The sequence below is a fragment of the Pseudomonas sp. MCal1 genome (assembly GCF_026341415.1).
Lineage (GTDB): Bacteria > Pseudomonadota > Gammaproteobacteria > Pseudomonadales > Pseudomonadaceae > Aquipseudomonas.
This window is the reverse complement of sequence record NZ_JAKUMP010000003.1, coordinates 1-13898: the sequence shown is the minus strand read 5'-3', so window position 1 is coordinate 13898 and position 13898 is coordinate 1. Positions and strand designations below refer to the sequence as shown.

The 13898-nt window shown below is 61.2% G+C and carries 11 protein-coding genes and 1 pseudogene; 6 read left to right on the top strand and 6 right to left on the bottom strand.

What is annotated here, in order from left to right:
* The first annotated feature begins 91 nt into the window (after positions 1–91).
* Both MKZ87_RS05940 and MKZ87_RS05935 read left to right on the top strand, forming a co-directional pair.
* Positions 92–1945 carry a polyurethanase gene (locus tag MKZ87_RS05940; RefSeq protein ID WP_266200406.1) on the top strand — a complete coding sequence of 618 codons (1854 nt, stop codon included), beginning with the start codon at positions 92–94 and terminating at the stop codon, positions 1943–1945.
* Between the two features lie 172 nt (positions 1946–2117).
* Positions 2118–2492, top strand: a complete 375-nt coding sequence (locus MKZ87_RS05935) for a hypothetical protein (protein ID WP_085702996.1) — start codon at positions 2118–2120, stop codon at positions 2490–2492.
* A 58-nt stretch (positions 2493–2550) separates the two neighbouring features.
* On the opposite strand, the gene MKZ87_RS05930 is transcribed toward MKZ87_RS05935, so the two are convergent.
* Entirely contained in the window at positions 2551–2775 is a 225-nt protein-coding gene (locus tag MKZ87_RS05930; RefSeq protein WP_085696196.1) for a YgdI/YgdR family lipoprotein, read from the bottom strand.
* 195 nt (positions 2776–2970) lie between these two features.
* Here MKZ87_RS05930 and MKZ87_RS05925 point away from each other — a divergent pair, with 195 nt between their 5' ends.
* The 4 genes from MKZ87_RS05925 (at position 2971) to MKZ87_RS05910 (ending at position 9475) form a co-directional block, all read left to right on the top strand.
* On the top strand, positions 2971–4623 hold the full coding sequence (locus MKZ87_RS05925; RefSeq protein WP_234205216.1) for a VRR-NUC domain-containing protein: 1653 nt from the start codon (positions 2971–2973) through the stop codon (positions 4621–4623).
* Positions 4620–6938 (top strand): ATP-dependent DNA helicase, encoded by a 2319-nt coding sequence (locus MKZ87_RS05920; protein WP_234205219.1) that lies wholly within the window; start codon positions 4620–4622, stop codon positions 6936–6938. The genes MKZ87_RS05925 and MKZ87_RS05920 overlap by 4 nt, the downstream gene beginning before the upstream one ends.
* 10 nt (positions 6939–6948) lie before the next feature.
* On the top strand, positions 6949–8868 hold the full coding sequence (locus tag MKZ87_RS05915) for a hybrid sensor histidine kinase/response regulator (RefSeq protein WP_085696193.1): 1920 nt from the start codon (positions 6949–6951) through the stop codon (positions 8866–8868).
* Between the two features lie 70 nt (positions 8869–8938).
* Complete coding sequence (locus MKZ87_RS05910; protein ID WP_085696192.1) at positions 8939–9475, top strand: hypothetical protein; 537 nt, start codon at positions 8939–8941, stop codon at positions 9473–9475.
* A gap of 13 nt (positions 9476–9488) precedes the next feature.
* On the opposite strand, the gene MKZ87_RS05905 is transcribed toward MKZ87_RS05910, so the two are convergent.
* The 5 genes and pseudogenes from MKZ87_RS05905 to MKZ87_RS05885 form a co-directional block, all read right to left on the bottom strand.
* Positions 9489–10847: a cation:proton antiporter gene (locus MKZ87_RS05905; RefSeq protein ID WP_234205224.1), complete on the bottom strand. Its 1359-nt coding sequence runs from the start codon at positions 10845–10847 to the stop codon at positions 9489–9491.
* 48 nt (positions 10848–10895) lie between these two features.
* Complete coding sequence (locus MKZ87_RS05900; RefSeq protein ID WP_085696190.1) at positions 10896–11507, bottom strand: Yip1 family protein; 612 nt, start codon at positions 11505–11507, stop codon at positions 10896–10898.
* A 91-nt stretch (positions 11508–11598) separates the two neighbouring features.
* Positions 11599–12456, bottom strand: coding sequence for a glucose 1-dehydrogenase (locus tag MKZ87_RS05895; RefSeq protein WP_234205226.1), 858 nt, complete (start codon positions 12454–12456; stop codon positions 11599–11601).
* 95 nt (positions 12457–12551) lie between these two features.
* The gene (locus MKZ87_RS05890) at positions 12552–13700 is read right to left on the bottom strand and encodes a MalY/PatB family protein (protein WP_234205228.1); all 1149 of its coding nucleotides are present in this window, start codon (positions 13698–13700) and stop codon (positions 12552–12554) included.
* A gap of 105 nt (positions 13701–13805) precedes the next feature.
* Positions 13806–13898, bottom strand: a pseudogene (locus MKZ87_RS05885) (IS110 family transposase); the annotation flags it as partial.

Below are 13898 nucleotides of genomic sequence, written 5' to 3'. Positions count from 1 at the left end.
CTGTGTAGTAAATGCTCCGGGGCGCCTCGGGAGGGGCGTTCTGGTTGTGAGCTATCTCTGAACAATTCCAACAAAAAGAGAGGCAACAGCAATGGGTGTGTATGACTACAAGAATTTCGGTACGGCGGATTCCAAGGCGCTGTTCAGCGACGCCATGGCCATCACGCTGTATTCCTACCACAACCTCGATAACGGCTTTGCCGTCGGTTATCAGCACAACGGCTTCGGCCTCGGTTTGCCGGCCACGCTGGTCACCGCGCTGATCGGCGGTACGGATTCCCAGGGGGTGATCCCCGGCATTCCGTGGAACCCCGACTCGGAAAAAGCCGCGCTTGATGCGGTGAAAAAAGCCGGTTGGACCCCGATCACCGCCTCGCAACTGGGTTACGAGGGCAAGACCGATGCCCGCGGCACCTTCTTCGGCGAAAAGGCCGGCTACACCAGCGCCCAAGTGGAAATCCTCGGCAAATACGACGCTCAGGGCCATCTCACCGAGATCGGCATCGCCTTTCGCGGCACCAGCGGCCCGCGGGAAATCCTGATCGGTGACTCGATCGGTGACGTGATCAACGACTTGCTCGCCGCATTCGGGCCCAAGGATTACGCCAGAAACTACGTCGGCGAAGCCTTCGGCAACCTGATGAACGATGTGGTGGCGTTCGCCAAGGCCCACGGCCTGACCGGCAAGGACGTGCTGGTCAGCGGTCACAGCCTGGGCGGGCTGGCGGTCAACAGCATGGCGGATTTGAGCACCAGCAAATGGGGTGGGTTCTTCCAGGATTCCAACTACATCGCCTACGCCTCGCCGACACAGAGCAGCACCGACAAGGTGCTCAACGTCGGCTACGAAAACGACCCGGTGTTCCGCGCCCTCGACGGCTCGACCTTCACCGGTGCATCCCTCGGCGTGCACGACGCGCCCAAGGAGTCGGCGACCGATAACATCGTCAGCTTCAACGACCACTACGCCTCGGCGGCGTGGAACGTGCTGCCGTTCTCGATCATCAACATTCCGACCTGGATCTCGCACCTGCCGACCGCTTATGGGGATGGCATGAACCGGGTGATCGAGTCGAAGTTCTACGACCTGACCAGCAAGGACTCGACGATCATCGTTGCCAACCTGTCGGACCCGGCGCGGGCCAGCACTTGGGTACAGGACCTGAACCGCAACGCCGAAACCCACAAGGGCAGCACGTTCATCATCGGCAGCGACGGCAACGACCTGATCCAGGGCGGCAGCGGCAACGATTATCTGGAAGGCCGCGCCGGCAACGACACATTCCGCGATGGCGGGGGCTACAACATTCTGCTCGGCGGCTCGGGCAACAACACTCTGGAGTTGCAGAAGTCGGTCAATACCTACGACTTCGCCAACGATGGCGCCGGCAACCTGTACATCCGCGATGCCAACGGCGGCATCAGCATCACCCGCGATATCGGCAGCATCGTTACCAAGGAGCCGGGTTTTCTCTGGGGCCTGTTCAAGGATGACGTGACCCACAGCGTCACCGCGACCGGTTTGAAGGTCGGCAACAATGTCACTCAGTACGAGTCGAGCGTGAAAGGCACCGGCGGCGCCGACACCCTCAAGGCCGAGGCCAGCGGTGACTGGCTGTTCGGCCTTGACGGCAACGATCACTTGATTGGCGGAGCGGGCAACGACGTGTTCGTCGGCGGCGCCGGCAATGACCTGATGGAGTCGGGCGGCGGGGCGGATACCTTCCTGTTCAGCGGCGCGTTCGGTCAGGATCGCGTGTTGGGTTACACCGCCAATGACAAACTGGTGTTCCTCGGCGTGCAGGGGGTGCTGCCGGGCGACGACTTCCGCGCTCATGCCACGGCGGTGGGACAGGATACGGTGCTGAAATTCGGCGCTGATTCGGTGACGCTGGTCGGGGTTGCATTGAACAGCTTGAGTGCCGACGGGATTGTGATCGCCTGACGGCAAGCGTGGGGAGGGAGCAAGCTCTCTCCCCATCAAACCTTCCCATATCGAAAGTGACTCACCCGCCATTCCCTGACTCCAATCCCTGCACCAACAGGAAATGCGGCCTAAAGTCATGACGGCAACGTTCGTCATCCAAAGGCCGCCAACGAGTACAGGAGATTCACACGTGAAAGGTTTCAAGAGGTTTATCGGTATGACGGGACTGGCGCTGCTGTCGGCCAATGCCTGGGCCGATCTGCCTCACAGCTCGATTCTGAGCCGCTATGGCGTCACCACCGATCAACTGCCAAAACCGGCCGACAGTGACGACGTCAAACCCGTTGAAGAGAAAAGCCGCTTTTACATCCAGCCCGAACAACCGTTCGTGACGATTCGCATTGGCGAAGACCATGAACCGGAAATGACCGGTAACCTGAGCATCGACCGCATGGCGCAGCAGGAACGCCAACGTTGCCAGCGCTTGCAGGAAGAAATGGTCCGGCGCGGCGAGCGAGCGTTGAACTGCGATGGCTCCATCCCGGGCATGGCGTTACCCCGCTGACAAATGCAAAAAAGGCTGCGCTCCAACAGGAACGCAGCCTTTTTTTATGGGGTCGCGGTCAGTCTTCCTTGCGCACCGTGGCTACTTCGTCTGCACGTACACGCACCTTGGCGCCGGAAATATCCTTGAACTCATAGAAGCCATCCTCGGTTTTGGTGTCGGGCATGTCTTCGGTCAGGTATTGGGTGCCGTTCTGCAAGGTGACCACCGTCTGGGTAGAGCAGCCGGCCAGTGCCAACAGCGCCGCAACAGCCAACGGGATCCCGAGAGTCTTGATTTTCATAAGCAGCATTCCTGTTCATTTCGACCAATGTCGGCCTCTAACGCGGTTGGTGCCATTGCGCCCGGAAAAGTTCGATGGCCACCTGAAAAAAACCACACCGGAGGTGCCACTGATCTTTTTCCGTTTGCACCTGCGGGGGCAGGCTGGTATCTGTACGCATAACCAGTACTCGCTTGCCATGGCCCCGAATTCACCGTGACTGCCAATCCCCTCGACGACCCGTTCTATTACCTCAACAACTTCCGCCAGGTGCTTGATTGGCTTGAGCTTCGCTACGCCGACGTCATGAGCGAAGCGGAGCACGCCTTCATCCACGACTTCAAGGCACTGCCGCGCGGATCCCAGGGGTTGCTGGTGCGGATGGTCATGCGCAAGGGCGTGCATTTTCGCGCCGGCAAGCTGAATTATCCGGAAATAGGCGACATCGCCGAGGCGGCGCAACCGCTGCTGGAGCATGGCTGGCTCGATGAGCAGGCGCCGTTGGCGATGGCGGATCTGTTCGAGGTGTTGCTCAAGGCCGAGATCCTGCAAGCCTTCGGCCCGGCCATCGACCAGCCACGAGGCAAGAAAGTCGACTGGCTGCCGCTGCTGCACGAACAATTTCCCGAACCCCGCAGTTTCAGGCAGTGGTGCCCGACGCTGGCGGATCGGCTGTTCAGCCTGACGCTGATGCAGCTGTGCGACCGTTTTCGCCTGATGTTCTTCGGCAACCTGTATCAGGACTGGTCGGAGTTCGTGCTCGCCGACCTTGGCATCTTCACCTACGAAAAAGTCGAATTCAGCGCCGACTCCCGGGGCCTGCGTAGTCGTGCCGACGTCGATGCCTGTCTGTTTCTGCATGACTGCCAGTTGTATTTCGAGGCCGGCGAGCCGCTGGAGCCGATCGTCGAACAGGTCGCGGCGCTGCATTTCGACAACCCGTGGCTGCAACGCCGACGCGGCAAGCTGTTGTTCCAGATCGGCCAATACTGCGAGCGCATCGGCGAATTCGCCCTGGCCCTTAGGATCTATCGCGATTGCGCCTATCCCGGCGCCCGATTGCGGATGATCCGCGTGCTGGAGCGCAGCGCCGAATATGCGTTGGCGCTGGAACTGGCGGTGATTGCCGAGCAAGCGCCGGAAACCGCTACCGAACAGCAGGGCCTGCAACGGCTGTTGCCGCGCTTGCGGCGCAAGCTCGGCGGGCCACCGATCAAACGCACAGCGCCCGGTCTGGTGGAACGGCTGGATCTGCACCTGCCGCGTCTGGATCCGGCGTTGTCGGTGGAATATCACGTTCAGGCGCACCTGCACGAAGAAACGGGCCCGGTGCATTACGTGGAAAACAGCCTGATCAATTCATTGTTCGGCCTACTGTGCTGGCCGGCGATCTTCGCGCCATTGCCGGGCGCGTTCTTTCACCCGTTTCAGCGCGGGCCGGTGGATCTGCTCAACGAGGACTTCCAGCTGCGTCGTGCGCAGCTGTTTCAGGCCTGTCTGGCCGAACTCGACGATGGCCGCTATGCCGACACCATCCGCGCGCGGTTCGCCGCCAAATGGGGCGTGCAGTCGCCGTTCGTATTCTGGGGCGCGCTCAATGAAGAGCTGCTGGAGCAGGCGCTGGCCTGTCTGCCGGCCGAACACCTCAAGCACTGGTTCAGCCGTCTGCTGCTGGACATCAAGGCCAATCGCGCCGGCATGCCAGACCTGATCCAGTTCTGGCCGCAGCACAAGACCTACCGGATGATCGAAGTCAAAGGCCCGGGCGATCGCTTGCAGGACAACCAATTGCGCTGGCTGGAGTTCTGCCATACGCACCGGATGCCGGTCGCCGTGTGTTACGTGCAATGGGCGGAGCAGGGCGCTTGAGCTACAGCATCGCGGTGCGGGCGTTGTGCGAATTCACCGCCAAAACCGGTGACCTCGACTTGCGCTTCACCCCGTCACCGACCGCGCTGGAGGGGATTGCCGGGCATCGTACGGTGGCGTCCCGGCGCAACGACGCCTACCAGAGCGAAGTGGCGCTGGAGGGCGCATTCGGGCCATTGAAGGTCAAGGGCAGGGCGGACGGCTACGACCCGACGCAGAACTGCCTGGAAGAAGTCAAAACCTACCGCGGCGACTTGAGCAAACAACCGGCCAATCATCGTTCACTGCATTGGGCCCAGGCGAAAATCTATGGCTGGTTGATGTGCTGTCGATTGCAGCTTGAGCAGATCAATCTGGCGCTGGTGTATTTCGACATCGTCACGGAAAAGGAAACCTGTCTGGTCGAGGCGTTCAGCGCCGAAGCGCTGCGGCAGTTCTTCGAACGACAGTGCGGTTTGTTTCTGGCGTGGGCCGAACAGGAAATGGCCCACCGCGAAGCGCGCAACCATGCGGCGCAGCAGTTGGGTTTTCCCCATGCCGCCTTTCGCCCCGGCCAGCGTCACCTCGCCGAATCGGTGTTCAAGGCTGTCAGCACCGGCCGCTGTCTGATGGCTCAGGCGCCGACCGGGATCGGCAAGACACTCGGTACCCTGTTTCCGATGCTCAAGGCGTTGGCGCCGCGGCAACTGGACAAGGTTTACTTCCTCACCGCCAAGACACCCGGACGCAAACTGGCGCTGGATGCGGCGCAAGTGCTGTTCGATCACAGCGCAACCCTGCCCCTGCGGGTGCTGGAAATGGTCGCCCGGGACAAGGCCTGCGAACACCCGGACAAGGCTTGCCACGGCGAATCCTGCCCGTTGGCCCAGGGTTTTTACGACCGTTTGCCCGCTGCCCGCGAAGCCGCCAGCCAATTGCGCCTGCTGGATCAGGCTGCACTGCGGGACGTCGCCGCGCAGCACGCGGTGTGTCCTTACTACCTGAGCCAGGAAATGGCCCGCTGGGCCGACGTGGTGGTGGCCGACTACAACTACTACTTTGACTTCAGCGCGCTGCTGTTCGGCCTGGCCCAGTTCAATCAATGGAACGTCGCCGTGCTGGTGGACGAGTCGCACAACCTGGTCGAACGCGGTCGGCAGATGTACAGCGCCACTCTCGATCAGGCGACACTGGGCAGCGTGCGCAAAACCGCGCCCGAGGCCTTGAAGAAGTCGCTGCAGCGGGTCAACCGTGAATGGAACGCCCTGCACAACGACCAGTTGGCGCCGTATCAGGCCTACGACAAGGCGCCGGAAAAACTGCTGCAGGCGCTTTCTTCCTGCACGGCGAGCATCGGCGACTACCTCAACGATCACCCGCAAGGGCTCGACAGCGCGTTGCAGAACTTCTATTTCGAGATGCTGCAGTTCGGCCGGGTGGCAGAGCTGTTCGACGCGCATTACCTGTTCGACATCAGCAAACGCGACCTCGAGCGCAAGCGACCGTTATCGCAGCTGTGCCTGCGCAACGTGGTGCCGGCGGCGTTCATCGGCCCGCGCCTGAGTGCAGCGCGCAGCAGCGTGCTGTTTTCCGCAACCCTCAGCCCGCGCCACTATTACGCCGACTTGCTCGGCACGCCGGCCGACACGGTCTGGATCGATGTCGAGTCGCCGTTCAGCGCCGAACAATTGCAGGTGCAGATCGTCAGCCGGATTTCCACCCGTTTCACGCACCGTCAGGCATCGCTGGAGCCGATTGTCGAGCTGATCGCCCGCCAGTTCAGTGAGCGTCCGGGCAACTACCTGGCGTTCTTCAGCAGTTTCGATTACCTGCAACAGGTCGCGCAGTTGCTCGCCGAGCGGCACCCGCACATCACCCGCTGGCAGCAATCCCGGGGCATGACCGAAGGCGCGCGGCAGGACTTTCTCGACCAATTCACCGCCGACAGCCAGGGCGTCGGTTTTGCCGTGCTCGGCGGCGCGTTCGGTGAAGGCATCGATCTGCCCGGCGCACGGCTGATTGGCGCATTCATCGCCACCCTCGGGCTGGCCCAGCTCAATCCGGTCAATGAACAGATGAAGCGGCGCATGGCCGCGATCTTCGGTGCCGGTTACGACTACACCTACCTGTTCCCCGGCGTGCAGAAAGTGGTGCAGGCCGCCGGGCGGGTGATCCGTACCCAGCAGGATCGCGGCGTGGTGATGCTGATCGATGATCGCTTTGCCGAAAGTCGCATCCGCCAATTGCTGCCACGCTGGTGGCACCTCGATCTCGCAGAAGCACCTTTCCAATCCGCCGGTTTGCCGCATACTCCGGTGATTGAAAAACTGTTTTGAGCCAAGCCTGATGAGCGAGAACAAGAAGTCCGCTGCAATTGAAGACATGCGCTTTCGTTTGCTGATCGATGCGGTGGTCGATTATGCGATCTACATGATCGACCCCGATGGCATCATCACCAGCTGGAACTCCGGCGCCAAACGCTTCAAGGGATACGAAGAATCGGAAATCCTCGGCGAACACTTTTCCCGTTTCTACACCGATGAAGACCGCGCAAAAGGTTTGCCGCAGCGAGCGCTGGACACGGCGATCCGCGAAGGCCGGTTCGAGGGTGAGGGCTGGCGGGTCCGCAAGGACGGCACGCACTTCTGGTGCCACGTAGTGATCGATCCGATTTTCAGCCCGAGCGGGCAACTGCTCGGGTTTGCCAAGATCACCCGCGACCTGACCGACCGCAAGATGGCCGAAGAAACCCTCAAGCAGAGCGAACAACAGTTCCGCCTGTTGGTGCAGGGCGTCACCGACTATGCGATCTACATGCTCAGCCCCGAAGGCCGGGTGACCAACTGGAACCCCGGTGCCCAGCGAATCAAGGGATACAAGCCGGATGAAGTGATCGGCAAGCATTTCTCGATGTTCTACACCCCGCAAGACCGTGAGGCGGGTGAACCCCAGCGCGCCCTGGAAACCGCGGTAAGCGAAGGCCGTTTCGAGAACAGGAGCTGGCGCCTGCGCAAGGACGGCACGCGGTTTCTGGCGCATGTGGTGGTCGATGCGATTCGCGGCGACACCGGCACCTTGCTCGGCTTTGCCAAGATTACCCGCGACGTCACCGAAGCTACCGAAGCGCAGCAGGCCCTGGAGAAAACCCGTGAAGCGCTGTTCCAGGCGCAGAAAATGCAGGCCATCGGCCAACTCAGCGGCGGCATTGCCCATGACTTCAACAATTTGCTGACGGTGATTCTCGGCAACCTGGAAATCGTGCGCAAACGCCTGGGCGACGACCCTAAAGTCAGCCGTCTGCTGGAAAACGCCACGCAGGGCGCATTGCGCGGCGTTTCGCTGACCCAACGCATGCTGGCTTTCGCCCGGCGTCAGGAGCTCAAGACCGAACCGATCGAAATCCCGAAACTGGTGCAGGGCATCACCGGGCTGTTGCGCAGTTCGCTGGGGCCGGGGATCCGCATCGAAACGCAATTCCCCGATGATCTGCAAGCCGTGTTGGCTGACAGCAACCAGCTCGAACTGGCGGTGCTCAACCTGGCGACCAACGCCCGCGACGCCATGCCCGATGGCGGAAGCGTCATCATCCGTGCCGAGCCAGAAGTTGTGCTCGAACAAAACGACTCGACCATGACGGCCGGGCGTTACGTCTGCCTGAGGGTGATCGATACCGGTGAAGGCATGGACGCTGACACGCTGGCATCGGCGACCGATCCGTTTTTCACCACCAAAGGCCTGGGCAAAGGCACCGGGCTTGGGTTGTCGATGGTCCACGGCTTCATCGAACAACTGGGCGGGCGATTCATTCTGAAAAGTACCAAGGGGCAGGGTACGACCGCTGAGCTGTGGTTGCCGGTAGCCATCGACAGCGTCGCCGCCACACCGCATGGCCCGGTTTTGTCCACCGACACGGTGCCACGCCTCAGCGTGCTGGTAGTGGATGATGACAGTCTGGTGCTCACCAGCACCGTCCTGTTGCTGGAAGACCTTGGCCATCGGGTAATCGGCGCCACTTCCGGCGCCCAGGCGCTGGAACTGTTCGATCAGGGCCAGGTGATCGACCTGATGATCACCGACATGGCCATGCCACAGATGAGCGGCGCACAACTGGCTCACGCCGTGCGCATGCTCAAGCCGGATCTGCCGATCATCCTCGCCACCGGTTATGCCGAGCGCCTCGAAGGCTTTGCAGCCGGCTTGCCACGATTGTCGAAACCGTTCAATCAACTGAATCTGATGGAGATCATTGCCCGGTCGATGAAGTGAACCGGGGCAATCGAGCTGAACTTGTCCGGGACGTGGCGCCTCCAAACGCTTTGTCCTGGAGCGCTCTACCGTGCCACGCATATTGACCGAGCCGACCGCCGAAGAAACCCTGAACGAACATAACGCCAAAATGTTCGGCTCACCCAAGGAGCGGCTGGATTTCTACCGACGGGAAATCCAGTACGAAACCAGCATCCTGGCCAATCGAACCGACGCCTACCTGGCGGCGCAATCGTTTCTGGTGATTGCCTTCGCGTCCTGCATGGCCAACCTCAACCCCGAGTGGGGCAAGTTGTTCACGCTGGTGGTGCCACCGTTCCTGGCCTTGCTTGGCATGCTCAGTTCGCTCAATGCCTGGCCGGGGATTCGTGCCGCTTACGACATCATCGATCATTGGCATTTCAAACAGAGTGAATTGCTGCGCAGCGAACCCCTGATGGGGCTGGCTTATGACGAATCGCCTTTGTTCAGCGAGATGGAATCGAGCCACAAGGGCTATCGCAAGTCACTGCTGTTTTCCATTCGAACGCCGTGGATCTTTGCCACGTTCTGGATGTTGCTCGGCACGTATGCCATCTACATTCAGGTGACCAACCCGGGAAGCTGAAGCAGCACCGCGCTCAAGAGCGGTCTGTCGACTTGTCCGGCTGTTTACGCTGCTCGTAGCGGGCGAGGATCGGCTGGGTGCTGACGCCGTGCAGCAGAATGCTCAGCGCCACCACCGACAGGGTCAGGTCGGTACACAGCGTGCCCACGCTGTTATCCAGTCCATGGTTCAGCGCATAGAAAAGGTAGAACAGACTGCCGATGCCTCGAATGCCGAACCAGCCGATCAACAACCGTTGGCGCCCCGCGAGTAGCGATCCCCATGGCATCAACGCCACGCAAACGGGGCGAATCACACAAAACAGTACGCCGCCGACCAGCAACGCCCGCCAGTCCCAGTGACTGACCAGCACCACGCCCAGCAGGGTCACCAGAAACACTTCCATCGCCCGCTCGACCAGACCTCCGAAAGACAGCATGTCGCCCATCATGATGCCGGCGGCCACCTGGCTGTCTTCCAGTCGTTCGGTATCGCCATGGACCGCCTGCTGCGGTTCGACGTTCTGATGGCCGACCACCGGTTGCACCAGATGCTCGGCGGGTGGTTGGTGGGCACCGGTGAATTTGACTTCCTCCTGCCGCAACCCCAGGCCGGCGGCAAACACTGACAAAAAGCCGTAGCCACCAATGGATTCCGCCGCCACGTAGGCCAGTGCGATCAATGCCAGCGCCAGATAGTCGTTGGGGCTGAGGGTGCTGTCATCGTTGCGGATACGCAGTGACAAAGTCAGGCGGCCGATGCCACGGCCCATCCAGTAACCGCAAAGCAAGCCGGCGGGCACGGCCCAGAGCACGCTGCGTAGCACCCAGTCGGGCCACTCGGCGGCAAAACCTTCACCGTGCAGCAGCAACAGCCCGAGGATCACGAAAGGAAAGGCAATCCCGTCATTGAGCCCGGCCTCGCCGGACAGGCCGAACCGCACGCTGTCGACGTCCCGCGCATCGTTGACCTGTACCAGCGCAGCGAGTACCGGATCGGTCGGCGCCAGAATCGCCCCGATCAGCAACGAAGGGCCCCAATTCAGGTTCAGGCCGAAATGCAGCAGCAGGCAGACCCCAATGATCGTCAGCACCATCACCGGACCTGCCAGGCCAAATGCGATCCGCCAACGTTTGTCGCGCAGCGGCAATCGCAGTTTCAAACCGCAGACAAACAGAGAAAACAGCACCGCGACTTCGGTCAGGTGCTCCATCCACAAAGAGGCTTCGTCCAGCGGCAATTTCAGCAAATCAAGCCCGACCGGCCCGATGCCGACGCCCAACAGCAGGCATACCGCAGATGTCGTCACCGGCATCCATCGCAGATAGGAGGACGTCAGTGCAAGCATGAGCAGCACGGCGCCGAGCACCGCGACCCAAACGATGAAGCTCACGACGGGAGGCCCGCCGCGCCGATTCGATGTCGCCGCAACATGTCCGACCTAACCCGCGGTCGTGCGCAGGTATTGCGGCGTCAGCACGTTGAACCACAGCAGGATCATCGATACCAGCAACGTCACCAGCACCAGCAGCGCAACGCCCCAGACGCTCGCCGAATACAGCAAGCCCTGTTCCTTGCGCTCGTGCATGAAGGTCGGCAGGCCAACGAACAGCAGAAACGTCGAATAAATCGACGCCGCGCCCAGCACCAGTACCGCCAGCCAGCGGCTCGGGTACAGGCCGGCGATCCCTGCGAGGAAAAACGGGCTGACGGTATACGCCGCGAACCCTATGCACTGATTGAGCGTCGGCCGCGCATCGAAGGTGCGCGACATCCAGCGGATGAAACCGCCGATGATCGCCACACCGACGACGATAGTGAGGTAGAGCATGACACTCAGTTGCAGAGCACTGGCACTGCTGAGCCTGACGGTTTCACCCGCCGCCAGGCTCCAGCCGACATAAGTCGTGCCGATGAACAGGCACACCGCCGGAACAAGTGCCAGTAACAGCAGATGGGCGAGGTAATGACGCGGATGCGCTTCTTCTTCGCGGCGGATATCGGTCCAGGCGAAGTTCGGCTGGGTGAAGAGTTTGACGATAGGTGCGGACATGACGACCTCCTGATCTCTTGCAACCCGAACGGGCCATGAAGGTATGGAGAGGTCGCCTTGTCCAGCGGTTCACTTTTTTTCGGCGGTGTGATCAGAGCATGGGTTTGCCGCCGGTCACGCCATAGCGCTGACCGGTGATGTAGCTGGCTTCGTCCGACGCCAGCAGCACATAGATCGGCGCGACTTCCACTGGCTGGCCGGGCCGGCCGAGTGGTGTCTGCTCGCCGAAGTTCTGCACTTCTTCATCCGGCATGGTCGAGACGATCAGCGGCGTCCAGATCGGCCCCGGCGCGACGCAGTTCACGCGAATCTCCCTCGGCCCGAGTATCTGGGCCAGACCACCGGTGAAATTGGCGATGGCGCCTTTGGTGGTGGCGTAGGCGAGCAGGGTGGGTTTGGGCATGTCCGAGTTGACCGAACTGGTGTTGATGATCGAAGCGCCGGGGCCCATGTGTTTGATGGCGGCCTGGCACAGACGGAAAATCGCGGTGATGTTGACGTCGAAGGTCATCACCCATTCATCGTCGGGAATCTCCTCGAAGGTTTCATGAGTCATCTGGAAGGCTGCATTGTTGACCAGCACGTCGATGCGGCCGAAGCGCTCGACAGTTTGGTCCACCAACGCCTGGCACTGGGTCTTCTGGGCAATGTCGCCGGGCAGCAGCAGGCACTGGCGGCCAGCCTGTTCGACCCAGCGCGCGGTTTCCTTGGCATCTTCGTGTTCGTTGAGATAGGCGACCGCTACATCTGCACCTTCACGGGCGAAGGCGATAGCCACCGCCCGGCCGATGCCGCTGTCGGCGCCGGTAATCAGCGCAATCTTGCCGGCCAGCCGACCGGAGCCGGTGTAGCTTTGCTCGCCGCAATCGGGGTAGGGCTCCATCTTGCGCTGGGAGCCAGGAACCGGTTGTGCCTGTTTCGGGAATGGGGGTTTTGGATAGTGCGTCATCGTCAATCTCCGGGTCTCATGTCAGGTAGGCCGGTTGACCCGGCCTGTCTTGAGTGAGTTCGATCGGATTGACGCTTGGGTTTGTCCTGACGTGATTACCGGGACTTCAAGGCTCGCTCCATCCGCGAGATCCCTTCTTCCAGCATCGAACGCGGGCAGCCGAAGTTCAGGCGCACGAACTGTTGGCTGAGATCGCCAAAATCCAGGCCAGGGCTGAGGCCGACACGGGCGTGTTCCAGGAAGAATTTCTGTGGGTCGTCCAGATCCAGCGCCGAGCAGTCGAGCCACGACAGATAAGTGCCTTGTGGAACGTTGATCGTTACGCCGGGCAGACGGCTGCGAACCGCTTCTACCAGCCAGTCACGGTTGGCTTGCAAGTATTGCTTGAGTTCCTTCAGCCACGGACCGGCCTCGCTGTAGGCCACGCGGGTGGCTTCCATGCCCAACGGGTTGACGCTGTCGACCATGCCGCAACGGGCGTGGTTGACGCGTTCGCGCAGGGCGGCGTCCTGGATGATCATGAACGACGTCTTGAGACCGGCGATGTTGTAGGCCTTGCTCGCCGACATCAGGGTGATGGTGCGACGGGCGATCTCCGGGCTCAGGGAGGCGGTCGGGATGTGCACGCGGCCGTCGTAGCACAGCTCGGCGTGAATCTCGTCGGAGATGATCCAGGCGTCCTGCGCCATGCAGATGTCGGCCACCGCTTGCAGTTCTTCACGGCCGAAGACCTTGCCGATCGGGTTGTGCGGGTTGCTGAGCAGCAGGGCGCCGCCACCTTTCAGGGATTCACGCAAGGCATCCAGCGGCGTGGCGTAGGTGCCGTCGGCCAGAGCGTTGAATTCCAGTTCGACCTTGTTCAGGCCCCAATGGCCCGGCGCATGGCGCAGCGGCGGGTAGTTCGGGGTTTGCACCACGACGTTCTGCTGGGGCTGCACCAGCGCCTTGAGCGCCATGTTGAAACCCGATTCAACACCCGGCAGGAAGATCAGCTCCTGCGGTTTGACCCGCCAGGCGAACTTGTTCCAGAGGTCGGCAACGATGGCCTCGCGCAGGTTGTCCTGGGCCACGCTGTAACCCACCAACGGGTGCAGCAGGCGCTGTTGCAACGCCTCGATGACCACTGGCGGCGCAGCGAAATCCATGTCAGCGACCCACATCGGCAACACGTCGGCCGGATAGCGGCTCCACTTGGTGCTGCCGGTGTCGTGGCGGTCGAATACCTGATCAAAATCGAAAGTCATGCGTTGTCTCTGAAAGCGGAGATGGGTCGTGCCCGCCATGATAAGCCCATGCTCCTGAAGGAGCACACAAAACCTGTGGGAGATTCTATGGTTTAGGGGAAACCCTCAACTTGCTTTCGGCTGGTATTCGCTCTGCCCCTTTAGTAGTGCGAATACGACCCGAGCAAGTTTACGGGCCAGAATCACCAGTGCCTGAGT

Excerpts from the sequence above, each read along its gene's own strand:
- MKZ87_RS05940 (WP_266200406.1), top strand. The coding sequence starts at position 92 with ATGGGTGTGTATGACTACAAGAATTTCGGTACGGCGGATTCCAAGGCG.
- MKZ87_RS05930 (WP_085696196.1), bottom strand. The coding sequence starts at position 2,775 with ATGAAAATCAAGACTCTCGGGATCCCGTTGGCTGTTGCGGCGCTGTTG.
- MKZ87_RS05915 (WP_085696193.1), top strand. The coding sequence starts at position 6,949 with ATGAGCGAGAACAAGAAGTCCGCTGCAATTGAAGACATGCGCTTTCGT.
- MKZ87_RS05900 (WP_085696190.1), bottom strand. The coding sequence starts at position 11,507 with ATGTCCGCACCTATCGTCAAACTCTTCACCCAGCCGAACTTCGCCTGG.
- MKZ87_RS05895 (WP_234205226.1), bottom strand. The coding sequence starts at position 12,456 with ATGACGCACTATCCAAAACCCCCATTCCCGAAACAGGCACAACCGGTT.
- MKZ87_RS05890 (WP_234205228.1), bottom strand. The coding sequence starts at position 13,700 with ATGACTTTCGATTTTGATCAGGTATTCGACCGCCACGACACCGGCAGC.